The 23,303-nt window shown below is 70.6% G+C and carries 20 protein-coding genes; 8 read left to right on the forward strand and 12 right to left on the reverse strand.

Features of this window, described 5'->3' with window-relative positions; all coding sequences use genetic code 11:
* Positions 1 to 188 precede the first annotated feature (188 nt).
* Positions 189 to 344 (forward strand): hypothetical protein, encoded by a 156-nt coding sequence (locus tag D7Y04_RS44470; protein WP_158627528.1) that lies wholly within the window; start codon positions 189 to 191, stop codon positions 342 to 344.
* A 28-nt stretch (positions 345 to 372) separates the two neighbouring features.
* On the opposite strand, the gene acs is transcribed toward D7Y04_RS44470, so the two are convergent.
* The gene (acs, locus tag D7Y04_RS16410; protein WP_120597699.1) at positions 373 to 2,325 is read right to left on the reverse strand and encodes an acetate--CoA ligase; all 1,953 of its coding nucleotides are present in this window, start codon (positions 2,323 to 2,325) and stop codon (positions 373 to 375) included.
* 63 nt (positions 2,326 to 2,388) lie between these two features.
* Entirely contained in the window at positions 2,389 to 2,871 is a 483-nt protein-coding gene (locus D7Y04_RS16415) for a hypothetical protein (protein ID WP_233601463.1), read from the reverse strand.
* 73 nt (positions 2,872 to 2,944) lie between these two features.
* Between D7Y04_RS16415 and D7Y04_RS16420 the strand changes: the two genes are divergently transcribed.
* The 4 genes from D7Y04_RS16420 to D7Y04_RS16435 all read left to right on the forward strand — a co-directional run bounded on the left by D7Y04_RS16420 (position 2,945) and on the right by D7Y04_RS16435 (position 9,501).
* The gene (locus tag D7Y04_RS16420; RefSeq protein ID WP_120529920.1) at positions 2,945 to 3,367 is read left to right on the forward strand and encodes an NUDIX hydrolase; all 423 of its coding nucleotides are present in this window, start codon (positions 2,945 to 2,947) and stop codon (positions 3,365 to 3,367) included.
* A 21-nt stretch (positions 3,368 to 3,388) separates the two neighbouring features.
* The gene (locus D7Y04_RS16425) at positions 3,389 to 4,771 is read left to right on the forward strand and encodes a M50 family metallopeptidase (protein WP_121759940.1); all 1,383 of its coding nucleotides are present in this window, start codon (positions 3,389 to 3,391) and stop codon (positions 4,769 to 4,771) included.
* Between the two features lie 163 nt (positions 4,772 to 4,934).
* The gene (locus D7Y04_RS16430) at positions 4,935 to 8,735 is read left to right on the forward strand and encodes an ATP-binding protein (protein ID WP_121759941.1); all 3,801 of its coding nucleotides are present in this window, start codon (positions 4,935 to 4,937) and stop codon (positions 8,733 to 8,735) included.
* Between the two features lie 85 nt (positions 8,736 to 8,820).
* Positions 8,821 to 9,501 carry a hypothetical protein gene (locus tag D7Y04_RS16435; RefSeq protein ID WP_121754856.1) on the forward strand — a complete coding sequence of 227 codons (681 nt, stop codon included), beginning with the start codon at positions 8,821 to 8,823 and terminating at the stop codon, positions 9,499 to 9,501.
* Positions 9,502 to 9,510: 9 nt separating this feature from the next.
* Here D7Y04_RS16435 and D7Y04_RS16440 read toward each other — a convergent pair whose 3' ends face one another.
* The 10 genes from D7Y04_RS16440 to uppS form a co-directional block, all read right to left on the reverse strand.
* Positions 9,511 to 10,173: a molybdenum cofactor biosynthesis protein MoaE gene (locus tag D7Y04_RS16440; protein WP_120597703.1), complete on the reverse strand. Its 663-nt coding sequence runs from the start codon at positions 10,171 to 10,173 to the stop codon at positions 9,511 to 9,513.
* Positions 10,174 to 10,197: 24 nt separating this feature from the next.
* On the reverse strand, positions 10,198 to 12,006 hold the full coding sequence (locus tag D7Y04_RS16445; RefSeq protein ID WP_120597704.1) for a PKD domain-containing protein: 1,809 nt from the start codon (positions 12,004 to 12,006) through the stop codon (positions 10,198 to 10,200).
* A gap of 11 nt (positions 12,007 to 12,017) precedes the next feature.
* Positions 12,018 to 12,737, reverse strand: a complete 720-nt coding sequence (locus tag D7Y04_RS16450) for an MXAN_2562 family outer membrane beta-barrel protein (protein ID WP_120597705.1) — start codon at positions 12,735 to 12,737, stop codon at positions 12,018 to 12,020.
* Positions 12,734 to 13,768 carry an MXAN_2561 family MXYO-CTERM-anchored protein gene (locus D7Y04_RS16455; protein ID WP_120597706.1) on the reverse strand — a complete coding sequence of 345 codons (1,035 nt, stop codon included), beginning with the start codon at positions 13,766 to 13,768 and terminating at the stop codon, positions 12,734 to 12,736. Before D7Y04_RS16455 ends, D7Y04_RS16450 begins: the two co-directional genes overlap by 4 nt.
* 126 nt (positions 13,769 to 13,894) lie before the next feature.
* Entirely contained in the window at positions 13,895 to 14,926 is a 1,032-nt protein-coding gene (locus tag D7Y04_RS16460; RefSeq protein WP_120597707.1) for an aspartate-semialdehyde dehydrogenase, read from the reverse strand.
* A gap of 67 nt (positions 14,927 to 14,993) precedes the next feature.
* The gene (gene tsaB, locus D7Y04_RS16465; protein ID WP_120578789.1) at positions 14,994 to 15,737 is read right to left on the reverse strand and encodes a tRNA (adenosine(37)-N6)-threonylcarbamoyltransferase complex dimerization subunit type 1 TsaB; all 744 of its coding nucleotides are present in this window, start codon (positions 15,735 to 15,737) and stop codon (positions 14,994 to 14,996) included.
* Positions 15,738 to 15,759: 22 nt separating this feature from the next.
* Positions 15,760 to 16,242 carry a septal ring lytic transglycosylase RlpA family protein gene (locus tag D7Y04_RS16470; RefSeq protein WP_120600015.1) on the reverse strand — a complete coding sequence of 161 codons (483 nt, stop codon included), beginning with the start codon at positions 16,240 to 16,242 and terminating at the stop codon, positions 15,760 to 15,762.
* A 10-nt stretch (positions 16,243 to 16,252) separates the two neighbouring features.
* The gene (gene rseP / locus D7Y04_RS16475; RefSeq protein ID WP_120600013.1) at positions 16,253 to 17,884 is read right to left on the reverse strand and encodes an RIP metalloprotease RseP; all 1,632 of its coding nucleotides are present in this window, start codon (positions 17,882 to 17,884) and stop codon (positions 16,253 to 16,255) included.
* 84 nt (positions 17,885 to 17,968) lie between these two features.
* A complete protein-coding gene (locus D7Y04_RS16480) occupies positions 17,969 to 18,796 on the reverse strand; it encodes a phosphatidate cytidylyltransferase (protein WP_120600014.1) in 828 nt (275 codons plus the stop codon).
* Entirely contained in the window at positions 18,793 to 19,590 is a 798-nt protein-coding gene (gene uppS / locus D7Y04_RS16485) for a polyprenyl diphosphate synthase (RefSeq protein WP_120600016.1), read from the reverse strand. Before uppS ends, D7Y04_RS16480 begins: the two co-directional genes overlap by 4 nt.
* Before the next feature lie 138 nt (positions 19,591 to 19,728).
* Between uppS and D7Y04_RS16490 the strand changes: the two genes are divergently transcribed.
* From D7Y04_RS16490 to D7Y04_RS16500, 3 genes are read left to right on the forward strand one after another with little or no spacing between them, the layout of a single operon-like run.
* Positions 19,729 to 20,553, forward strand: a complete 825-nt coding sequence (locus D7Y04_RS16490) for a tetratricopeptide repeat protein (protein ID WP_121759942.1) — start codon at positions 19,729 to 19,731, stop codon at positions 20,551 to 20,553.
* Positions 20,550 to 21,482, forward strand: coding sequence for a putative metal-binding motif-containing protein (locus D7Y04_RS16495; protein ID WP_121759943.1), 933 nt, complete (start codon positions 20,550 to 20,552; stop codon positions 21,480 to 21,482). The genes D7Y04_RS16490 and D7Y04_RS16495 overlap by 4 nt, the downstream gene beginning before the upstream one ends.
* Positions 21,479 to 23,290 (forward strand): DUF4215 domain-containing protein, encoded by a 1,812-nt coding sequence (locus tag D7Y04_RS16500; protein ID WP_121759944.1) that lies wholly within the window; start codon positions 21,479 to 21,481, stop codon positions 23,288 to 23,290. The genes D7Y04_RS16495 and D7Y04_RS16500 overlap by 4 nt, the downstream gene beginning before the upstream one ends.
* Positions 23,291 to 23,303 lie beyond the last annotated feature (13 nt).

A 23,303-nucleotide genomic window follows, 5' to 3' on the forward strand; every position in this document is an offset into this window, starting at 1 on the left:
GCCCGGCACCCGAGCGCCCGGGCCCCGGCAACCCTGCCGCATGACGCCATGCGAGAAGCCGATGGCCGTCGAGCCCCGCGCTACTTCCCGGCCCCGACGTTGGATGGCACCCGTCGTGTGGGGACGCTAGGGTTGCCTTTTCCTGCCCGGGGCGTTCCGAACCCCAGGGCTCCCCTTTGGAGGAAGCCGTGACGGAGATCGTGGTGGGCCTGGTGGTGTTCTTCGTCCTCACGGTCGTGCTCGGCCCCGCCCTGTGGAGCTCCCGCATCTGGTGGAGCAAGGCGGACCGCGAGCAGGTGAAGGACAAGCACGGCCGCCCCCAGAAGGGCGCGAAGGACGCCTAGGGGACGGCCGGATCGCGGTACCTGGCGGCTACTCGTCGTTCTGGCGCAGCGCCGCCAGCACGTTGAGGTCCTCCAGCGTGGTGGTGTCCTGCGAGGACTGCTTGCCCGCGGCCACGTCGCGCAGCAGCCGGCGCATGATCTTCCCGGAGCGCGTCTTGGGCAGCCCTTCCGCGAAGCGGATGACATCCGGCCGCGCGATGGCGCCAATCTCCTTGCTCACGTGCACGGCCAGCTCCTTCTTGAGCGCTTCCGAAGGCGCGTTGCCCTGCTTGAGCGTCACGAAGGCGACGAGCGCCGTGCCCTTCAGGTCATCCGGGCGGCCCACCACGGCGGCCTCGGACACCTTCGGGTGCGCCACGAGCGCGCTCTCCACCTCCGCGGTGCCCAGGCGGTGGCCCGCCACGTTCACCACGTCGTCCACGCGCCCCATCAGCCACACGTAGCCGTCCGCGTCCGTGCGCGCGCCGTCGCCGGTGAAGTACATGCCGGGCAGCTCGCTGAAGTACGTGTTCACGTACCGCTCCGGGTCCCCGTACACGGTGCGCAGCATGGACGGCCAGGGCTTCGTCACGAAGAGCAGCCCACCCTGCCCCTTGGGCACGCGCTTGCCGTCGCGGTCGAGAATCTCCGCGTGGATGCCGGGCAGCGGGAACGTGGCGGAGCCGGGCTTCGTGGGCGTGGCGCCGGGCAGCGGTGAGACCATGATGCTGCCCGTCTCCGTCTGCCACCACGTGTCCACGACCGGGCAGCGTCCCCCGCCGATGACGTCGCGGTACCACATCCACGCCTCGGGGTTGATGGGCTCGCCCACGCTGCCCAAGAGGCGCAGCGAGGTCAGGTCGTGCTTCTTCACCGGCTCGTCGCCCAGGCGCATGAAGGCGCGGATGGCGGTGGGCGCGGTGTAGAGGATGGTGGCCTTGTAGCGCTCGATGATGTCCCAGAAGCGGTCCGGGCCCGGCTGCGTGGGCGCACCCTCGTAGATGATGGTGGTGACGCCGTTCATCAGCGGGCCGTAGACGACGTACGTGTGGCCCGTCACCCAGCCCACGTCCGCGGTGCACCAGTAGACGTCGTCATCGCGCAGGTCGAACACCCAGCGCGTGGTGAGCGACGCGTTCATCGCGTAGCCGGCCGTGGTGTGCAGCACGCCCTTGGGCTTCCCGGTGGAGCCGGACGTGTAGAGGATGAACAGCGGGTGTTCACTCTCCACCCACTCCGGCTCGCAGACGTCGGACTGGCCCTTCACCAGCGCGTCCCAGGCCAGGAACTTCGGACCTTCGGGCAGCTTGCCGTCACCGGTGCGGGTGAGGACGATGACCTTCTCGATGCTGGGGGCGTTCGGGAGCGCGGCCTCCACGTTCTTCATCAGCGGCACCACCGCGCCCTTGCGCCAGCCGCCGTCCGCGGTGAGCAGCACCTTGGCGCCCGCGTCCTTCATGCGGTCCTGGAGCGCTTCCGCGGAGAAGCCGCCGAACACCACCGAGTGCACCGCGCCCAGCCGCGCGCACGCCAGCATCGCGACGGCGGCCTCCGGCACCATGGGCAGGTAGATGCCCACGCGGTCGCCCTTCTTCACGCCCAGCGACTTGAGCCCGTTGGCCAGCCGGTTCACCTGCTGGGACAGCTCACCGTAGGTGACGGTGCGGCGGTCGCCCGGCTCACCCTCGAAGAGGATGGCGGGCTTGTCCTTCAGCTTCGGCAGGTGCCGGTCCAGACAGTTGTAGGCGAGGTTGGTCTTCCCCTCGACGAACCAGCGCGCGTGGGGCGGCTTCCAGTCCAGCACCGTCTGGAAGGGTTCCTTCCAGTAGAGCTCCTCGCGGGCGCGGTCGCCCCAGTACTTGTCCGGATCCTTCGCGGCTTCGTCCCACAGCCGCTGATAGTCCTGCATGTCGCGGATGTGGGCCCGCCGGGAGAAGTCCTCGGGCGGGGGGAAGACGCGGGACTCGGTCAGGACCGAGACGATTTCCTGCGGGTCTGCCATGGGCGTTCCTCCAGCTGGAGCGTGGGAACAGCCCCCATGTTGTAGGAAGCCCTCCTCGCTATCTCAAGGGTTCCCTTCGCAGGGGGTGTTCCCCTGAACGCCGTCGAAGCGGATCCACAGCTCGCAGGTGCAGTCGGTGTTGTTGTTGGCGTCGTAGGCCAGCCGCATCTGCCCGCTGAACTTGGTGGCGCACACGGTGGTCGCGTCCAGGTGCACGCGGACCTGGTCGAGCAGGCACTCATTCGTCCCGTCGACGGTGGTGCTGACGTTGGCCACGCTGCCGTCGGCGGTGAACGCCTCGCCGTCCTCCAGGACGTAGCCGAGCAGCTGCATGTTCTGCACGCCGAAGTCCGCGCGCACCACGCGTCCGGCGATTTGAAGATTCAACTGGAGGTTGCCTTGGAACTTCTCCAGGAGGTCGCAGTCGTCGCGCAGCGTCTCCGTGGGGATGAGCTCGTACACGCCCTCGTTCTGGCTGTAGGGCAGGCAGCCCGCCAGGGTGGAGGCCAGGAGGGCGGTGAGGCTGAGGCGTCGCAGGGTAGACACGGCACGCACCATCGCCCACGGGAGGCATCCGGAACGGGCGCTCGCCAGGGGGCTTTGGGTAGAGTGCGACGCCATGCCTGAATACCGCAACCCCAAACCCACCGTGGACTGCATCATCGAATTGTCCGGAGAGCGCATCGTGCTCATCCGCCGCGCGAACCCGCCGGTGGGCTGGGCGCTGCCGGGCGGCTTCGTGGACGAGGGTGAGCCCCTGGACAAGGCGGCCATCCGCGAGGCCAAGGAAGAGACGGGCCTGGACGTGACGCTGGAGGAGCAGTTCTTCAGCTATTCGGATCCGAAGCGCGACCCGCGCCTGCACACGATTTCGACGGTGTTCATCGCGAAGGCGACGGGCGAGCCGGTGGGCGCGGACGACGCGGCGGAGGCGAAGACGTTCACCGTGGACGCGCTGCCCAAGGACCTGTGCTTCGACCACGGCACCATCCTGTCCGACTACCTGACGTACAAGCGCACCGGGAAGCGCCGCAAGCTGTAGGCGGGAACCAGGCCTCCACGGATGCACTACCTGTTCGTCCTCCTCGCGCTCGGAGCGCTGCTCATCGTCCATGAGCTGGGGCACCTGGTGGCCGCGCGCCTGTTGGGCGTGCGGGTGCCGCGCTTCACCGTGGGCTTCGGGCCGCCGCTGCTGTCGTTCCGGCTGGGCGGGACGCAGTTCGTGCTGGGCGCGGTGCCGCTGGGCGCGTCCGCGAACCTGCAGGGGATGAACCCGCACCGCTCCGCGGAGGAGGACACGTCCGGGTTCGGCACGCTGGGGCCGCTCAAGCGGATGGCCATCATCCTGGCGGGGCCGCTGGCGAACTACGCGGTCGCGCTGGGGCTCCTGTTCGCGCTGTATTCGTCCGGGACGCACGTGGTGGTGCCGCTGACGGTGGGCACGGTGCTGCCGGGTTCGGAGGCGGCGCGGGCGCAGCTGTTGCCCGGAGACAAGCTGGTGGCCGTGGCCGGCAAGCCGCTGGCGAGCTGGTCCGACTTCGTCGCGCGGGTGGCGGACGGAGTGGGCGGGCAGCTGGAGCTTTCGGTGGACCGGCACGGCGAGCCACGCACGGTGACGGTGCGGCCCCGGGCGGACGAGCGCGGCGCGGGGCGCATCGGCGTGAGCCAGCAGTACGTGTTCCGCACGCACGCGCCTGGAGAGGCCTTCACCCAGTCGCTGGTGCACACCGGGCGCGTGGCGACCGAGGCGCTGTCCACGCTGATGGCGATGGTGCGCGGGCCGGAGGTCGCGGGCAAGGCCGGGCCGGGCGCGATGATGCGCCAGGAGTCGTCCGACGTCGCGTCGTCCACCGCGTCCGGGGCGGATGCGCTGGTACGCGCGCTGGTGGCGGCGTCCGTGGCGCTGGCGATGCTGACGCTGGTGCCGGTGCCGGGACTGGATGGCGGCCGGGTGTTGCTGCTCGCCATCGAAGCGGTGAGCGGCCGGCGCATCCCGCCACGCGTGGAGACGGTGGCGCAGACGGCCGGGTTCCTCTTCCTGTCCATTGGCATCGTGGCCACGGCTGGCGCGGAGATCCGCCGCGCGCTGCCGTCGTCAGAGGAAGCGCCCCCTGGCGTGAAGGCTCCCGCTGTCGCGCCCGTCGCCACGCCTGCGCCCGTCGTCCTGGATGCGGGCGTCCTCGCGGTGACGAGCCCCGCGCCGGTGGCGCCGAAACCGGTGGCCGTGGCTCCCGCGGTTCTGGATGCCGGGACGTCCGCGGCCGTTGTCGTCCCCAAGGTGCAGGACGCGGGCACGGTCGTGTCCGTCACCGCGCAGCCGGATGCAGGGACATCCGTGTCCGCTGTTACTCCTCCGGATGCAGGGACTTCCGTGTCCGTCATCGCGCAGCCGGATGCGGGGATGTCCGCGCAACCGGCGCGCGTCGTGACGCCGTTGCCTCCCTGAGGCGTCCGTCCGCCTGCTCCACTGCCCTCCTTCCAGGAAGCGGAGCCACTGTTGGATGGCAGGTGCTGCACGGTTGCGATCCACCTCGGTGATTGCACGACCGCGTGTGCGCCCATAGAAGCCCAAGGCTTCTTCCACCTCGCGCCGCCCTTCAGAGATCCGCATGCTCCAGCCCCCGTTCCCAGCCGTCCCCCCTTCCGAGGAGCGCCACTTCGCGGGCGGCGGTGAGATGGGTGAACTGGTGCGCTCGCTGGACTGGTCGCGCACGCCGCTGGGTCCGTCGCGCGACTGGCCCGTCAGCCTGAAGACGATGGTGGGCGTCGTCCTCCACAACCGGTTCCCCATGCTCATGTGGTGGGGACCGGAGATGATCCAGGTCTACAACGACGCGTACCGTCCGGTGCTGGGCCGCAAGCACCCCGGCTCCCTGGGCGCGCCGGGCGAGACAATCTGGTCGGAGATCTGGGACGTCGTCGGCCCCATGGCCCGGGGCGTGCTCAACGGCGGCCCCGCGACCTGGAGCGAGAACCTGGCGCTGTTCCTCAACAGCCGGGGATTCGTCGAGGAGACGTTTCACACGTTCTCGTACAGCCCCATCCCCGACGAGCAGGGCGGCGTGGGCGGCGTGCTCGTCACCGTGCGGGAGACGACGCAGGAGGTGCAGTTCGACCGGCAGCTGCGCATGCTGCGCGACCTGGCGGCCCGCTCCGCCGACGCGAAGTCCCCGGAGCAGGCCTGCATCACCAGCCTGGACGTGCTCGCGGGCAACGACCTGGACCTGCCGTTCTCCCTGCTCTACCTGCTGGACGCGAACGGCGACACCGCGCGCCTCGCGGGCAGCAGCCGGCTACCCGACGCCGTCCTGGCCGCGCTGCCCACGCAGCAGTCCCTCTCCTCCGACTCCTGCACCGACTGGCCCTTCGCCGAGGCCGCCCGCACCGGTGACTCCGTCATCGTGAAGGACCTGGGGCAGCGCCTCCACGCCCTGCCCGGCGGCCGCTGGAACACGCCGCCATCGCTCGCCGTGGTGCGCGCACTGACGCAGCCCGGCCAGTCCCGGCCATCCGGCTTCCTCGTGGGCGGCGTCAGTCCCCGGCGGCTGCTCGACGCGAGCTATCAGGCCTTCTTCCAGGCCACCGCCGAGCAGGTCGCGGCCTCGGTCGCCAACGCGCGCGCCTACCAGGCAGAGCGTCAGCGCGCGGAGGAACTCGCCGCGCTGGACCGCGCGAAGACGGCCTTCTTCAGCAACATCAGCCACGAACTGCGCACGCCGCTCACGCTGCTGCTGGGCCCCACCGAGGACGCGCTCGCCAGCCCCGAGCGAACGCTCCAGGGCGACTCGCTGGAGACGGTGCACCGCAACGCCGTGCGCCTGCGCAAGCTGGTCAACACGCTGCTGGACTTCGCGCGCATCGAGGCCGGGCGCGTGCGCGCCGCCTACGAGCCCACCGACCTGGCCGCCCTCACCGCCGGGCTCGCCAGCGCCTTCCGCTCCGCCATCGAGCGCGCGGGCATGGTGCTCGACGTGGACTGCCCGCCCCTGCCGGAGCCGGCCTGGGTGGACCACGAGATGTGGGAGAAGATCGTCCTCAACCTCGTCTCCAACGCGCTGAAGTTCACCTTCACCGGCACCATCACCGTGGCGCAGGCGCTGAAGGACGGGCACATCGAGCTGCGCGTCACCGACACCGGCACCGGCATCCCCGCGCACGAACTGCCCCGCCTCTTCGAGCGCTTCCACCGCGTGCACGGCGCCCGCGCGCGCTCCCACGAAGGCTCCGGCATCGGACTGGCGCTGGTGCACGAGCTGGTGCGGCTGCACGGCGGCACCCTCACCGTCCAGAGCGAGCTGGAGCGCGGCACGACCTTCACCGTGTGCATCCCCACGGGCTTCGCCCACCTGCCGCCGGAGCACGTGACGTCCGCCAAGAGCCAGCGCTCACTGCCCGCGGGCGCGGACCCCTACGTGCGCGATGCGCTGGGCTGGCTGACGCACCTGCCGTCCTCGCCGGCCAATGACGACGTGACGCCTCCAACCATCGACCCGGCGCCGCTGGGGACGGAGGAGCGCGGGCGCGTGCTGCTCGCGGACGACAACGCGGACATGCGCGAGTACGTGGGCCGGCTGCTCGGCTCGCACTGGACTGTGGAGGCGGTGGCGGACGGCGAGGCCGCGCTCCAGGCCGCGCTCGCCCGGCCTCCGGACCTCATCCTGTCCGACGTGATGATGCCCCGGCTGGACGGCTTCGGGCTGCTCCAGGCCCTGCGCGCGGACGAGCGCACCCGCACGGTGCCCGTCATCCTGCTGTCCGCCCGCGCGGGCGAGGAAGCCCAGGAAGAGGGCCTCAACGCTGGCGCGGATGACTACCTGGTGAAGCCCTTCTCCACCCGCGACCTGCTCGCGCGCGTCACCGCGCAGCTCACGCGCTCCCGGCTGCGCAAGCTGGAGGCCGCGCACGGCGAGCGGCTGGCGCGCATCTTCCAGCACGCGCCCGTGGGCATCGCCATCCTGCGCGGCCCGGAGCACGTCTTCGAGTTCGCCAACCAGAACTACCTCAAGCTCGTCGCCAACCGGGACGTGACGGGCAAGGCCATCCGCGACGCCCTGCCGGACCTGGCGCGCCAGGGCATCTACGAGCTGCTGGACGGCGTCTTCACCACGGGCGAGGCGTACATCGGCCGCTCCCTGCGCGTCGTCTTCAACGACGGCCCGGACCAGTCCGCGCGCGAGGTGTTCTTCGACTTCGTCTACCAGCCCATGAACGACGCGAAGGGCCAGGTGGACTCCATCATCGTGGTCGTCTTCGACGTGACGGAGCTGGCCACCGCGCGCCGCGAAGCAGAGGCCGCCAACCGCGCCAAGGATGAGTTCCTCGCGATGCTCGGCCACGAGCTGCGCAATCCCCTGGCCCCCATCCTCACCGCGCTCCAGCTGATGCGCCTGAGGGGTGAGACGGCGGCGGAGCGCGAGCGCACGCTCATCGAGCGGCAGGTGACGCACCTGGTGCGCATGGTGGACGACCTGCTGGACGTCAGCCGCGTCACCCGGGGCAAGGTCACCCTCAAGCGCGAGCGCGTCACGCTCACCGACGTGGTGGCCAAGGCCATCGAGCAGATCAGCCCGCTCATCGACCAGCGCCAGCACACGCTGGAGGTGGACCTGCCTGACCGCGGCATGGACCTGAACGGCGACCCCACGCGCCTGGCGCAGGTGTTCGCCAACCTGCTCACCAACGCCGCCAAGTACACGGAGCCGGGCGGCTTCCTGGCCGTGACGGGCACGCGCGAGGGCCGCGAGCTCGTCCTCAGCGTGCGCGACACCGGCGTGGGCATCGCGCCGGAGATGCTGCCGCGCGTGTTCGACCTCTTCGTGCAGGAGCATCAGGCCCTGGACCGCTCGCAGGGCGGATTGGGGCTGGGGCTCGCCATCGCACGCAGCCTGGTGACGCTGCACGAAGGTGCCATCAGCGCGCACAGCGCGGGCCGGGGCCGCGGCAGCACCTTCACCGTGCGCCTGCCCGCGCTGGAGGCGGAAGCCCCCGCCGCGCTGCCCACGCCGCAGCCCGGCGCGCTCGTCCCCCAGGAGCCCACCTCCGTGAGCGCGCGCGTGCTCATCGTGGACGACAACCGGGACGCGGCGGACGTGCTCTCCGAGTCCCTGGAGTTCCTCGGCTGCACGACGCGCGTGTCCTACGACGGCCCCAGCGGCCTGGAGGCAGCGAAGGAGTTCCGCCCTGAAATCGCGCTCCTGGACATCGGCCTGCCGGTGATGGACGGCTACGAGCTGGCCCGGCTGCTGCGCCAGCAGGAGGAGCCCCGTCCCCTCAAACTGGTGGCGGTGACGGGGTACGGCCAGGAGTCCGACCGCCAGCGCTCCAAGGCCGCGGGCTTCGACGCGCACCTGGTGAAGCCGCTGCACTTCGAGACGCTGGAGGCGCTGCTCAAGGACCTGACGGGCGCCTGAGCAGCAGGCCGCCCGTCGTCCAGGGGACGTCCAGCATCACGAAGCCGGGCCGGGCGGCGGCCAAGGCCTTATGCTCCGGCCCGACATGCCCACGCCTTCCGCGCCCTCCGCCTCCGTGGCGGACGGCGGACTCTTCTGCGAGCTGTACTGGGGCACCTCCCTGGCGGAGGCCTGGAGCTATGGCCCCGAGCTGGGCCAGGTCCACGCCGCGCCCGACGAAAAGGCCCCCCTGCCCCTCTACGGCTTCACGCTGCCGGAGGAGCCCTTCCTCCTGGCCGAACGCACCCCGAAGGGCTGGCGCATCCACGTGCCGCCATCCGCCCGCGTGGAGAAGAGCCTCAAGGGCCACGACTTCCAACCGGTGGGCCCCGACGAGCTGACGGGCGCCCCGGGCCGCACGGCGGTGGAGCTGCGCGAGGGCATGACACTGCGCCTCGTGGAGGGCGAGCTGAACCTGCTGCTGCAGCCGTCGGTGGTGAAGGAGCGCGCGGGGCGCTTCCGCGTGCGGGACGTGGCCTGGCTCATCACGGTGGCCATCCTCTTCCTGAGCGCGCCCGTCGCCTTCCTCGTCATGGGGCCGGATCCGGCGCGCATGGCCGCGAACAACGCGCGAGCGCTGCAGGTGGCCCACGACAAGGAAGAGGCGCGGCGCAAGGCCATGGGGTTGGACAAGCCGATGAAGCCCATGACGGAAGCCGAGCGCGCCACGCAACAGCAGGACGGCGGCGTGCGCGTCACCGTCCCGGCGAGCTTCGGCGTGCGCTAGGTCGCGGGCTCAGGGCCCCAGGCCCACCCAGACCTCGCCGTCCTCGAAGTACTCCTTCTTCCAGATGGGCACGTCCTGCTTGAGCCGCTCGATGGCGTACTCACAGCCCAGGAAGGCCTCCTTGCGGTGCGCGGAGGCCGCGGCGATGACGACGGCCAGCTCGCCCGGCACCAGGGTGCCCACGCGGTGCATGATGGCCAGCCGCGTCCCCGGCCACGTGCGCGCCACCTCGTCGCCAATCTCCGTGAGCTTCGCCTCCGCCATGGGCGCGTAGGCCTCGTACTCCAGCCGGAGCACGCGCCGGCCCTTCGTCTGGTCGCGCACGGCGCCGGAGAACGTCACCAGCCCGCCCGCCCCTTGCGAGGCCACCGCGTCCACGACCTCCGCGAGCTGGAGCGGCCGGGCCACCACGGAGAAGAGGCTCGGCGCCCCACCGGCCACGGGCGGAATCAACGCCAGCTCCGCGTCCGGCGCCACCGGTGAGTCCAGCCCGACGAACTGCTGCTGCACCGCCACGCGCAGGTGCGGCAGGAGCGCCGCCAGCGGCGGGTGCTTCGAGGCGAGCAGCGCGAGCACGTCCGAGACGCGCGCCCCGGGTGGCACGTCCAACGACTCGCGGGACAGGCCCGCGCGCTCGCGGGCCGCGGCGAAGTACAGCACCGTGACGGACATGGCCTGCCTCCTGCTTGCGTGTCCCTAGCGCTCGCGCAGCACGACGCGGCCCTGGAGCCGCCCGCCGCCGTCCACCGGGGAGAAGTCGAGGAACCCGTACTCGAAGGGGGTGAACTTCTCCAGGAGCGCCGTCACGAAGAGCTGGCTCATCAGGAGCTTCGCCGTCGCGACGCCCGGCACCGAGCGCACCCCGGAGAGGTCCGCTCGCAGCTGCCCCATGTCCACCATCAGCGACAGGTGGCCCGGCCCGAACGCCTCCGCGCCAAAGCGCGTGCGCAGCGTCTTGCCCACGTCCCCCAGCTCGCGGCCGTTGAGCACCTCGCCCGCCTCCAGCGTGGCGCGCTCCGGGGTGAGCGTGAGCGACACCGGCTGCTCCATGAGCCGCGTGCGGAAGCGCGTGGTGCCGCCCTGCGCCTCCTTCTGGAAGACAAGCCCGTTGTCCTGCAGCTGCTTCTGGATGAGCTGGAGCACCGGCGGCACGGACGCGAGGCCCGCCTCCATCACCACCGTCCCCTTGGGCGCGGGGCGCTGGTCCTGGATGAAGCTCCGGAAGAAGGCCGCCGCGTCGAAGTAGACGAGCATCGTCACGTCGCCGCGCAGCGCCTTGAGGAGCGGCTCCGCGTCCAGCCCCTGCTTGCGCCAGCGCTCCAGCGTCCGCTGCCGCCGGGGTGACTCCGGCGAGCCGAACACCAGCCGCGCCAGCTCCTCCGGAGGCACCGACAGCTGCGCCGCCGCCACCGGCCCCACCGCCGCGCGTCCCAGCAGCTGCGACGCCGGCCCCCGCGCGCCGCCCAACAGCGGCCGGGACGAGGCCAGGAAGCCGTCCAGCTCCGCCTGGTCCGCCTGCACCGCGAGCGCGCCGAAGAAGCCGCGCACCGGCATGTCCTCCTTCTCCGCCTCCGGCACCGGCGGCGCGGAGAAGAGGAACACGCTGCCGTCACGCACCTTGCCGCGCAGCTCCGCCAGGAGCGCGTTCTCGGAGATGCCCGGTCCGGACAGCGCCTCCACCTTGCGGCGCACGAGCTCCACGTCCGGAGACTCCGCCACCGCCAGCGCCTTCACCGTCTCCCCGGGCTCCGGCGCGTCCGGTGAATCCGGCACCGCGAGGTACACGTAGCCCCGGTCCGCGAAGAGCAGCATGGCGTTGCCACCGTCCACTGGCTCCACGCGCGCGCTGCCGTCCTCGCGGGGCAGCACCCGGTGGCCGGCGCTCCGCAGCTCCCGCACCACGGCCGCGAGCGCCGCCCGCGAATCCGTCACGCCCAGGAGCGCCACCACGCCGTCGAAGTCCGGAAGGAGGAAGAAGCCGAAACCCTCCTCGGGGTCCACCTCCGAGGGGCCGGGCCCCAGGCTGCGCAGCAGCAGCGGCACGAGCGGCGTGTCCGCCAGCGTCTGGCGCATGTTGCCCTCGCCCACCAGCCGCCCGTAGAAGTTCACCAGCCCCTCTACGTTGCCGCGCAGGCGGGGCACCCACAGCACGGTCTGCGCGTCCTCCGGCACCGCGCGGAGCACCGGGCGCGGCACCACGGTGAGCACCACCCGGGCCAGCTCCTTGTCCCCGTCCAGCGCCCGCACGGTGTAGCGGCCGGCGGTGGCCCACGCGTGGCGGACGCCCGGCACCGTCTGGGGCGGCGTGCCGTCCCCGAAGTCCCAGGTGATGGAGGGCGCCTTCAGGGAGGTGGAGCCGAAGGCCTCCGGCACTCCCGCCTCCAGCGTGCGCTCCGGTCCCAGGTCCGCCCTCAGCCCCCGGCAGCCGGAGACTCCCAGGCCCACTGCGGCCAGGAGGAAGAGGAACGGAAGCGGGGACGGGTGCGCGCGCGGTCGGGAGGCCATGGGCCTTTCGGTTAGTAGTCCAACGCCAGACCGAACATCCAGCGCCGGCTGCCCAGGTTCAGGCCCTTGCCGCCGAAGTTGTTCACATCCGCATGCGTGTACTCGGCGAAGAGGTACGAGTGGTTCACGCCCAGGTCCGAGTCGAAGTCGCGCGCGAAGCGCGGCTCCAGCACGTCCAGGAGGAACGACACGCCAGCGGTGCCGCCCCAGCCCCACTTGCCGCCGCTGCCCTTGCTGCCCTCCACCTCTTCCGTGGCGCTGCCCTTGGTCATCCACCAGGGGGAGTAGATGAGCCCCAGCTTGGCGTACGGCACCAGCGGGATGCCCCAGCGGAAGGCCGCGTAGTCGAACTTGTAGAAGGCGTTGAGCTGGATGGGCAGCACCTTCAGCGCCGCCTTGTCCGCCGCCGCCGAGCCGTCATCCAGCTTGGCGTCCGCGTACTTCTCCCCGTAGCCCAGGCCCAGGCCCAGGCCCGCCGTGCCGATGCCCTGGTAGAAGAAGCGCTGGAGCTCCCCCTCGACGAGCAGCAGCGACGTGTCACCGAAGGTGTCCTTGTACGGCGTGTTGCCGTTCAGGGCCTTCTCGGTGTCGATGCGCGGCTTGTAGCCGCCCGCGCGGAAGATGACCGCGCCCGTGCGCGGAGAGCGCGTGGGGATGGTCACCTCCTGCGCCACTGCCGGTACCGCCAAGAGAAGCGCCGCGACTCCCAGGCCCACAGCCGTGCTGCTCATGACACCTTCCTCCGAGACGACAGCCAGATGCCCAGGGCGGCCAGCACCGCGCCACCCGCGATGCCGCCGCCGGTCGCGGCACACCCGCCGCGCTCCTGACCGCCATCTTCCACATAGGCATCGAACAAACCATTGCTCTTCACGGGCGTCGCATCCACCTGGGTGGACCCCGTGCTCACGTTGCCCGCGGCGTCGATGATGGTCGCCTGGAGCCGGTACGTCACGCCATTCGTGAGGCCGTTGACGACGACGTTGCCCTCGCCGGACGCCTTGGTGACGCGCGTCACCGGCCCCGTGGTGCCCTCCAGCGCCAGCGCGCCCACCAACCCCTGCCCGCCGTCCTCCGTGCCCGCGTCCACGTCCGTCCCGGCATCGGTGTCCGTGCCGGCATCCGCATCCGTCCCGGCGTCATCCGAGCCCGCCGTGGCCACCCTCGCCGCCTCCACCACGACGGTGGAGTTCGCCTCCGCGCCATCCACCTGCACCGACAGCGCCGAGTCCCGGGCGATCACCTTGGCGATGCTGGGCGTGGCGGGCGGCTGCGGGTCGTACTTCACCACGAAGGGGGGGCTGCCCACGTTGGAGAAGGTCTCCTGGCAATCCAGCCCCAGGCTGCCGCCCAGCCGCCGCGCGGACGCGCACAGCTTGAAGGAGATCTCCGTGTCCTGGGTGTCGCACGTCGTCACGGTGCCCGCGTCCGAGTTGCCGCCGCGCGCGGCGAGCGCCTCTCCCACGGTGAAGTCCACGACGCCGGTCGTCGCCGTGTTGGCCGTGTCGAGCGAAGCCAGGACCAGGTCCGTGGACGCGGGCCGCGTGCCGCAGGTCCCCGTGGTCACGTAGAGATAGATCGAGTCCTCACAGGCACTCCCGCTGCGCTGCCAACTGAAGCGGCGCTCCTGGCCACATTCACTCTTGGGCACCGTGACGGTGTTGTTCGTGGCGGTGGACGAACTCGTGAACACCACCGTGGGCCCCGTCTGGGCCACGGCCGTGGACGCGAAGAGCAGGAGGCCAATGAAGGGAAGGCGCATGGATGGGCTGGAAGCTAGCAAGGGCGGGGCCACCCTCAAGCCCCGTCCAGACGACCTGTTTCCCAAGGAAAACCCCGGGTTCGCGCGCCAAACAGGCAAGGCGCCCCCGGGGGCTTTGCCAAAATGTCAGGCGGGGCGTTCCGCCAGCTTGAGGCCCGCGTCCACCAGGTGGGCGGCGGCCCGGCCAGCGTTGTCCACGGACGCGAAGAGCGTCACCCACTCCGGGGCCTGGGGGAAGGCGCGCACCCGGCCCACGTGGACGGCCGGGTCGCTCATCACCAGCATGGGCATGGGGTAGATGCGCTCGCCGGGGGCATCCAGCACCTTGAGGGACGGGGACGTCTTCAGCGCGGCGCGCACCTGCTCCACCGGGCCCGGCTTCTTCAGCTGCACGTTCACGGTGAGGCCGTGGCCGTGGAAGGTGGGCACCTGCACGGCGGTGCCGGCCAGGACGGGCGTCTCGCCCAGGGCGGAGAACAGGCGCGCGGCCTCCAGCGTCCAGCCGCCCTCCTCTTCCGTCCACGGGCTGTTCACCATGAAGCCGCCCACCTGGGGCACCAGGTTGAAGCCCACGCGGTGCGGGAAGACCTGCGGCTCCGGCTCGCGGCCAGACAGCAGGTCCGCGGTCTGCTTCTCCAGTTCGGAGATGCCGCGCACGCCCGCGCTGGAAGCGCCCATCAGCGCCGTCACCTGCGCGCGCACCACGCCAAACGCGCGGCGCAGCGGCTCCACCAGGTGCACGGTGGCGCTGGTGACGATGCCCGGAAGGCTCACCACCCGGCCCTTGAAGCTGAAGCCCGGCCCCAGGGCCTCCGTGTTGAAGCCCGGGAGGATGAGCGGCACGTTGCCGTCGTTCCGGAAGGCGCTGCTTGCGTCCACCACCCACGCGCCCGCGGCCTGCGCGGCCGGGGCCAGCTTGCGGGACGCCTCCGCGGGCGTGGCCAGCAGCACGACGTGGATGCCCCGGAAGGCCTCCGCCGAGGCGAGCTCCACCTCCAGCGTGTCCTCGCCGTACTCCACCTCCAGGCCCTTGGAGCGCTCCGAGCCGAAGGCCCGCACCTGCTCCATCGGCACGTCGCGCGCGTACAGATTGGCCAGCACCTCGCGGCCCACCACGCCCGTGGCGCCCACCACGGCAATCCGAAGGTTCTCTCTCATGACGCGCTCCTTTACGTCAGCGCCTCCGCCCACGCGAGCACGACGAAGCGCCCTTCAGGCGGAGGCTTCAGTCTTCCTTCAGCCGCGCCGTGGGCGCGGGGCCCGGCAGCGGCGGGAACTTCGGGTTGCGCTCCGGCTCGGAGGCGCGGACGTAGTGCGGCTCCAGGGCGAAGAGCGCCTCCTGGGAGTACGCCTCCGGCAGCCTCGCCAGCCGCCCCACCTCCACCGCTGACGGGAAGGCCGGGCCGGACAACAGCCGGTGTGGCGCGACGCCGTGCTTCTCCAGCGCCTGGCGGTAGTCCGCGAGCGCGGGGCCCAGGGCCACGGCCTCCGGTTCGGCGGCCATGCGCTGGGCCACCTCCTCCGGTGACATGGCCGTCTCCGGCGCCAGCGCCTCCACGGCGAAGCCCACGCGGCGGTAGGCGCCCAGGTAGAGGTCGTCCTTGCGCGCCACGGCGAGGCAGAACAGCGGCACGCCCTCCGGCCCCTCCAGCGCCACCGCCGCCAGGGACGACGCGCCGGCCACCTTGAGGCCCGTGGCGTACGCCAGCGCCTTCACCGTGGCCAGGCCGATGCGCAGGCCCGTGAAGGACCCCGGCCCCAGGCCCACCGCCAGCCCCTCCAGGTCCTTCAGCTTCAGGCCATGGCGCTGGAGCAGGTCCCCGACGACGCCGGGCAGCGCCTCGCTCTGCTTCTCTGGCGGAAGCACCACCACGTGCTCCACGGCGCGCACGGCGTCCCCCTGGCGTTCCACCAGGGCAAGCGACAGCGTCAGCGTGGAGGTGTCCAGCGCGAGCAACACAGGCGACATCCCTTCTTTCGTTTCAAGGCACTCAGGCCGGAACGGCCCAGAACTCCACCGGCACCTGCGACACGCGGTCGCTGCCGCACCGGTACAGCCGCACGCGCGCCAGGCCCTTGTCCAGCATGCCCAGCTGCTTCGCCGCGGCCTTCGACACGTCGATGATGCGGCCGTCCACGAAGGGGCCGCGGTCGTTGACGCGCACCTCCACCTGGCGGCCGTTCTCCATGTTCATCACCTTCACGCACGACCCGAAGCGCTCCGTACGGTGCGCGGCGGTGAGGGCGTTCTGGTTGAACTTCTCCCCGCTGGCGGTGGGCCGGCCGTGGAGGCCGGGACCGTAGAAGGACGCGACGCCCTCCCCCAGGTAGTTGCGGGGCATCTTCTCCCGGCGCGTCACCTTCGTTCCCTCTTCACCGGAAGAGGTCTCCGGCGGCTGGGGCTTCGCCGCGCGCGACGCACAGCCAGCGAAGAATCCCATCCCCAGCAGCAGGAGCGCGGTACGTCCTCGCATCATCACCTCGCTAGCGGGTCACGTCGTTGGTCACGGCCAGCAGCATGAGCAGGATGAGCAGCGCCAGGCCCACCATGTTCGCCACCTCGCGCACGCGCACGGGGATGGGGCGGCGGCGGATGCCCTCCCACGCGGCGGACAGCAGGTGGAAGCCGTCCAGCACCGGGATGGGCAAGAGGTTCATCACGCCCAGGTTGATGGAGATGATGGCCATCAGGTTGAGGAAGCTGTCCAGGCCCTGCTCGGCGCTCTTGGCGGCCAGCTGGTACATCATGATGGGGCCGCCAATCGTGCTGGGCGACACCTTGCCCACGAACAGGCCGCCCAGCACCTGCACCATCTGCCCGACAATCTTCGGGACGATGAGCGCGGCCTCCTTGAAGGCGGCGGCCGGGCCCAGGTCGATGGTCACCTTCTCCACCGGCGGCAGGTCCGCGCTGCTGTAGCTCCACGGGCGCACGCCGAACACCAGCGGGGCGCTCGTCTGTCCGTAGTCGTCGCGCGTCTTGAGCGGCGCCTGCGCCAGCTTCTCCGTGCGCTCGCCCTGGGCACCGCGCCAGGTGAGCGTGAAGGGCTGGGCCTGCAGGCCGTTGAGCACCGTCGCCAGCTTGTTGAAGGACTTCAGCGGCGTGCCGTTGATGGCGACAATGCGGTCGCCCGGAACGATGCCCGCGCCTTCCGCCACGCTGCCGGTGGCCACGCTCGCCACGTAGAGGTCCACGGCCTCAGCGCCCAGCGCCGCCGCGCCCTCGCCGGGCTGGCGCGGCAGGGACACCTTCACCACTTCCGGCAGCCGGCCGGTGACGGCGCCCACGCCCACGGGGGCCAGGCGCGCCACGCTCAGCGCCATGGGGGTGCCTTCCGGCACCTTGGCCACCTCCCGGTAGAGGGCGGCCTCGTCCTGCACGTGCACGCCGTTGACGGACAGCACGCGGTCAAAGCTCTTCAGGCCCGCGGTGGCCGAGGGGGACGTCGCCGGCACGCCTACCACCGGCGGCTGCGGGTAGGGGCTCACGCCAATCATCCCGCGCTCGATGGTGTCCACCGGGGACACCTCCGAGCTCTTCTCCGGCGTCACCTCCACCACCTGCTGCTGCCCGTCGCGCTCCAGGGTGATGGGGACGGGGCGGTTGAACTTGCCGACGAACGCGTCGCGCATGTCGTCGAAGGTGCGGACCGGCTCGCCCTCCACGGACAGGATGCGGTCTCCGGGGCGGACGCCCGCGGCGGCGGCGGCCATGTCCGGCGACACCATGCCCACGCGCGTGGACAGCGTCTCCTGGGGCCCCAGGAAGACGAAGAAGTAGACGAGGATGGGGAACAGCAGGTTGAAGGCCGGGCCCGCGAGGACGATGAGCCCGCGCTTCCAGGGCGGCTGCGCCAGGAAGCCGCGCGCGGCCTCTTCCGGCGGGAGCTCTTCGTGCGGAAGGTCTCCGGCCATCTTCACGAAGCCGCCCAGGGGCAGCAGCGCCACCTGGTACTCCGTCTCCCCCTTGGTGAAGCCGATGAGCTTCGGTCCGAACCCGATGGAGAACTTGAGGACCTTCACCCCGCAGGCCTTGGCCACGAGGAAGTGACCCATCTCATGCACCGTGACGAGCACGCCCAGCAGGAGGATGAAGTACAGGAGGTTCAGAAGCATGGCCGGAAGAGTAATCGCGCCCCCCGGGACGGACAACGCACAACGCACGCCGCAAGGCGGGCGGGCAGGCGCGAAATCAGGCACTTACGGCAGCAGGTGCCTCACGAACTGCACATAGACGAACACCATTGGCGCGTTGAAGATGAGCGCGTCGATGCGATCCAGCACACCGCCGTGTCCGGGAATGAGCTTTCCGGAGTCCTTCACGCCGTAGGCGCGCTTGAGCATGGACTCGCACAGGTCACCCACGGGGCCCAGCAGGCCACCCAGGATGCCCAGCACCACACAGTCCCATACGGTGAAGATGGGGAAGAAGCCGAGCTTGGCGACGAACATGCCCAGCACGGAGCCGACCATGCCGCCGAAGAAGCCCTCCCACGTCTTGTTCGGGCTCACCGCGGGGTAGAGCTTGTGCTTCCCCAGGAAGCGGCCGGCGAAGTACGCCAGCGTGTCGTTGGCCCAGGTGATGGTGAGCGCGCAGATGACCCACGCGTGCCCTTCCGGCAGCAGGCGCAGCGCGGACAGCGCGGTGAGGCCAATGGAGCCGTAGAGGAAGCCCGTGACGAGGTGCGCGGCCCGGGTGGGGGCCTCCGCGAGCACGCCCCGGAACAGGTTGTAGATCCACGCGAAGAAGAAGAAGACGGACGTCAGCCAGAAGGCGGCCTCGCCCGTGCGCGCGGCGTCTCGCAGCGGCAAGAGCGGCATCACGAAGGCGAAGGCCATGCCCACCCACGCGGCGGCGCCCAGGCGCTTCTGCGTGATGAGGTAGTACTCGCCGGCGCACACGGCCGCGGCGGCACCCAGGAGGATGGCGCTGGAGTACCCGCCCAGGAACAGCAGCAGGAGCACCAGCGGCAGGAGGGTGACGCCTGTGACAACGCGGATGAGGAGGTTCTTGTTCTTCTCGTTCACGCCTTGGCCCGCTGGGGGGTGTCGTCCCGGTTGACCTGGGCGGACGTCAGACCGAAGCGCCTTTCACGGCCCTGGAACTGCGACAGGCAGCGCAGGAACTCTTCGGTGCGGAAGTCGGGCCACAGGGCGTCGGTGAAGCACAGCTCGGCGTACGCCAGTTGCCAGAGCAGGAAGTTGGAGATGCGCTGCTCGCCGCTGGTGCGGACGATGAGGTCCACCGGCGGAAGTCCCGCGGTCCACAGCCGGGACTCCAGGTCTTCCGCATCCAGGTGCGCGGGGTCCAGCTCGCCGCGGGCAGCGGCCTGAGCCAGGTCGCGCGCGGCGCGCAGGAGTTCCTCGCGGCCGCCGTAGGAGAGCGCCAGGGTGAGCACCATGCCCGTGTTGTGGGCGGAGTCCGCCCGGAGGCGCTCCAGAGGCTCGCGGACGTAGCGGGGCAGCTTGTCCACCTCGCCGATGGCGTTGAGGCGGATGCCGTTGTCGAGGATTTCCGCGCGCTCGGACTCCAGGTACTCGCGCAGGAGCTCCATGAGGCCGGCGACCTCTTCCGGCGGGCGGGCCCAGTTCTGGGAGGAGAAGGCGTAGAGGGTGAGGGCCTGGACGCCAACACGGCGGGCGGCGCGGGTGACTTCCCGGACGCTCACGCTGCCCTCTCGGTGGCCCTCCAGCCGGGGCTGGCCGCGAAGCTCGGCCCAGCGGCCGTTGCCGTCCATGATGATGCCCACGTGGCGCGGGAGTGGCCGGGCCTTGACCTGGATCTCAAGGGCGGTGGGCAACACTGTGGGAGGGCGATCCATGAAGCCGCGCACCCTAGCGGCGGCGCCGCGTCGCGTCCACGGGCGCGTGGCCGCCCGGTCCCCCTCCCTGGGTGGGCGGTCGTCTGGCGGGGTTGAACGGTTCATGAGGGGACAGGAGCCCGGCTAGAGTCGTCTTCCATGAAAACTCCTCATGGGTGTCCCTCCTTCCGGGTGCTCGGCGGGCTGCTCGGGTTCTGGGTGTTGGGGGTGGGACCGGCCTTCGGGCAGGCGACGGGGACGGGGGCGGCGGCGTCCCGGCCCGCGGGCACGTACTTCGACGCGGCGATGGCGGAGGCCGCCCGGCTCTTCGAGGACCTGGAGTCCGAGCAGGCCCTGGCGGCGGTGACCCGGGCTCGGCGGCTGGCGCGGACGGAGCAGGAACGGAGCGCGGCGGCCATCTATGAGGGCGTCATCCTGGCGGACCTGGGGCGGCGGGACGACGCGCTGGCTTCGTTCCGGGCGGGTTTGCTGCTGGCACCGGAGGCGAAGCTGCCTGCGAAGGTGTCTCCCAAGGTGGAGGGGGACTTCGAGTCGGTGCGGAGCGCGGTGCGGCAGGAGCGCGCTGCGGTGGAGAAGCCGGCGGACGCTCCGGTGGCGGAGACTCCGAAGGTGTTGAGCCCGCCCCAGGTCGCGGTGGCGCCTGTGCCGGCTCCGGGCGTGGACTTGAAGGTGGATGCCCGTGAGCGCGGGATGCGCCGGGTGCCGACGGTGTCGTGGGTGCTGCTGGGCACGGGGGTGGTGGCGGGCGGTGTGGGGTCCATCTTCGGGCTCCAGTCGCGCGGCAACGTGAGTTCCGCGCGGGACGCGGAGCTGGCTTCGAACGTGAGCGGGCATCTGGACGATGCGCGGGGCCAGGCGGTCGTGGCGAACGTGCTGTTCGGCACGGCGCTGGCGGCGGCCGCTGGCGCCGTCACGACATACTTCCTCAGTGGTGAGACCACTGCGTCGGCGGGTGGCCAATGAAGGGCTGGCTCGCGATGGCCATCGCCGTGGGGGGCCTGGAAATCGGATGCACCGTCCCTGAAACAGACCAGGTCCTCCTGGAGCGGTTCTGTGAAGGGCGTGGGCCGCAGACCTTGGACGGTGTCCTGCGGGCGGATCCGAGCGCCTGCGACCGGGGATTGGAGTTGACCCTCCATCCGGTCGGATTCAATCCCGGCTGCCTCCGCGTGGCGCTCGGGACGAAGGCGGGGACCCGGACCGTGTCCACCCTGGTGCTGGGACGCCAGGACGCGCGGCCCGGCGACGCGTTCCGGGTGGCTGTCTTGTTATCCGACACCTGGACGAGTGACGTCATGTTCCAGGTGGACGCATTCGAGCAGACCTGCGACGCGGTGCCTGTCGCGAGACAGGTGCTCCCAGCGGTCCCGACGGACAAGGGACAGGTGACCCAGGCGCGGCTCGACCTGACCGCCGTGGACCTGGACCAGGATGGGTTTGTCTCGGCGGCCCATGGCGGCACGGACTGTGATGACGCGAACGCGGACATCCATCCCGGCGCCGTGGAGCGATGCAATGGGGTGGATGACAACTGCGTCGGCGGAGAAGGCGACGCCGTGGATGCCCCGACCTGGTACGCCGACACGGACCTGGACGGCCATGGTGGGACGCCGGTCCGCGCATGCGTCGCCCCCGCTGGAACGTATGCGGTGCGCGACGACTGCGACGACCGCAATCGCCTCGTCCATCCAGGTCAGGCCGAGTCCCTTTGCGATGGCAAGGACGACAACTGCAACGGCGACGTCGATGAAGGCTTCGATGTTGGCGCCACTTGCACCACGGCGCAGTACCTCCCCGGAAGGGTGACCTGTGACGCGGCTGTTCCCACGCGCGTCGTCTGCACGGCCATTCCTTCCGCCACGGCAACCGACTCCTCCGAGGTCCTGGAATGACGCGCCCGTCTTCCTACCGGCATCCGCGCCACGTGCTCGCGTCACGAGCGTGGATGGTGCTGGCCTTCTTGCTGCCCCTGCTCACCGTCTGTTCCGACCCTCCGGACCGGACCTGCCCTTCGGGATTGCTGTGTCCGGAGGGACGCCAGTGCGCCGCGAAGCAGGACATCTGCATTCCCTCGGATTGCGGCGACGGCATCGTCCATGCCGGTGAGGCCTGTGACGACGGCAACGTCATCGACGGTGACGGCTGCGACCGCACGTGCACCTCCCTGGAGGTGTGCGGAAACGGCGTCGTGGACATCGCCGCAGGCGAGAAGTGCGACGATGGCAACACGCTCGGCGGGGATGCCTGCAGCGCGGACTGCCGGTCCAGCGAGGTCTGTGGAAACGGCGTGCGTGACACCTCCGCGGGCGAGGCGTGCGACGACGGCAACAACGTGAGTGGTGACGGGTGCAGCGCGGACTGCTTGTCCCTGGAGACCTGCGGCAATGGCTATACCGACGTCGCCAAGGAGGAGCGGTGCGACGACGGCAACACCGAGGACGGCGACGGGTGCAGCGCGGACTGCCGTGTGGCCGAGGTGTGCGGCGATGGCGCCCGTCAGGGCCGCGAGCAGTGTGACACCCAGGGTGAGTCGGGCACCTGCAATGCCAATTGCACCCTACCGGCTTGTGGGGACGGAATCGTGAATGCCGCCGCCGGCGAGCAGTGCGAGCACAACAACACGTCTTCGAGGAGCTGTCCCTATGGCCAGCAGACCTGCACCGTCTGCCGGGAGGACTGCACGGCGTTCGTCACCATCCTGGGCAACGTCTGTGGTGACGACGCGCGGGACACGGCCCACGAAGCCTGCGACGACGGCAACACCGCCACCGAGACGGCCTGCCCCTATGGGACAGCGTCCTGCCAGGGGTGCAGCAGTGATTGTCAGGCCTCTCTCGTCCTCCAAGGCAATGTCTGCGGCGATGCAGTCCGGGACCCCGCCAATGAAGTCTGTGACGACGGCAACACCGCGACCGAGACGGCCTGCCCGTATGGGGTGGCGAGCTGCATGGTTTGCAGATCCGACTGCAAGGCGATCTTGAGTGTCACGGGCAACATCTGTGGCGATGGGGTGACGGACCCCGTCAACGAAGCCTGCGACGATGGCAATACGACCACGGAGGCCGCGTGCCCCTACGGCACCGCGAGTTGCCAGCGCTGCAGTGGCGACTGCAGGACCGTCCTGAATCTCCAGGGCAATGTCTGTGGCGACGGTGTGCAGGACCCGGCCAACGAAGCCTGCGACGACAGAAACACGCTTACCTGTGGCTCGTGCAGCGCCAATTGCCAGGTAAAGACGCTTCAGGCGGCGACGGGCTCCATCACGACTACCTCCAGCGCGAACTTGCTTGACGAGGAGACGTTCACCATCAGCGACGGCATCAACATGCCCGTCACCTTCGAGATAGACCGCAACAACATTCTCAAGAACCCCACCAACCAGCGGGTCGCCGTGGCGAACAACACGCCCGCGACGCAGATCGCACTCATCATCCGGGACGCCATCAACGCAGTGACGGAGCCGCTCGAAGTCCAGGCAACCGTCCTCACGGGCAGCATCACCGTGAACCTCACCCACAAGTTGCAGGGCTTCATCGGAAATCAGGCGCTCACGGAGAAGGTCTCCAACAACAACTTCAAGGTGAACGGGATGAACGGAGGCAGCGGCTACGACTGCCCCCAGGGCACGAAGTGCGTGGGCAGCGAGGACTGTGCATACGAACTCATCTGCGATGGTTCACAGGTCTGCGCCGCTCCCTGATCACGGTGTCGGG

Origin of the sequence: Corallococcus sp. AB038B, from assembly GCF_003668955.1 — a bacterium.
GTDB classification, from domain to species: Bacteria; Myxococcota; Myxococcia; order Myxococcales; family Myxococcaceae; genus Corallococcus; species Corallococcus exiguus.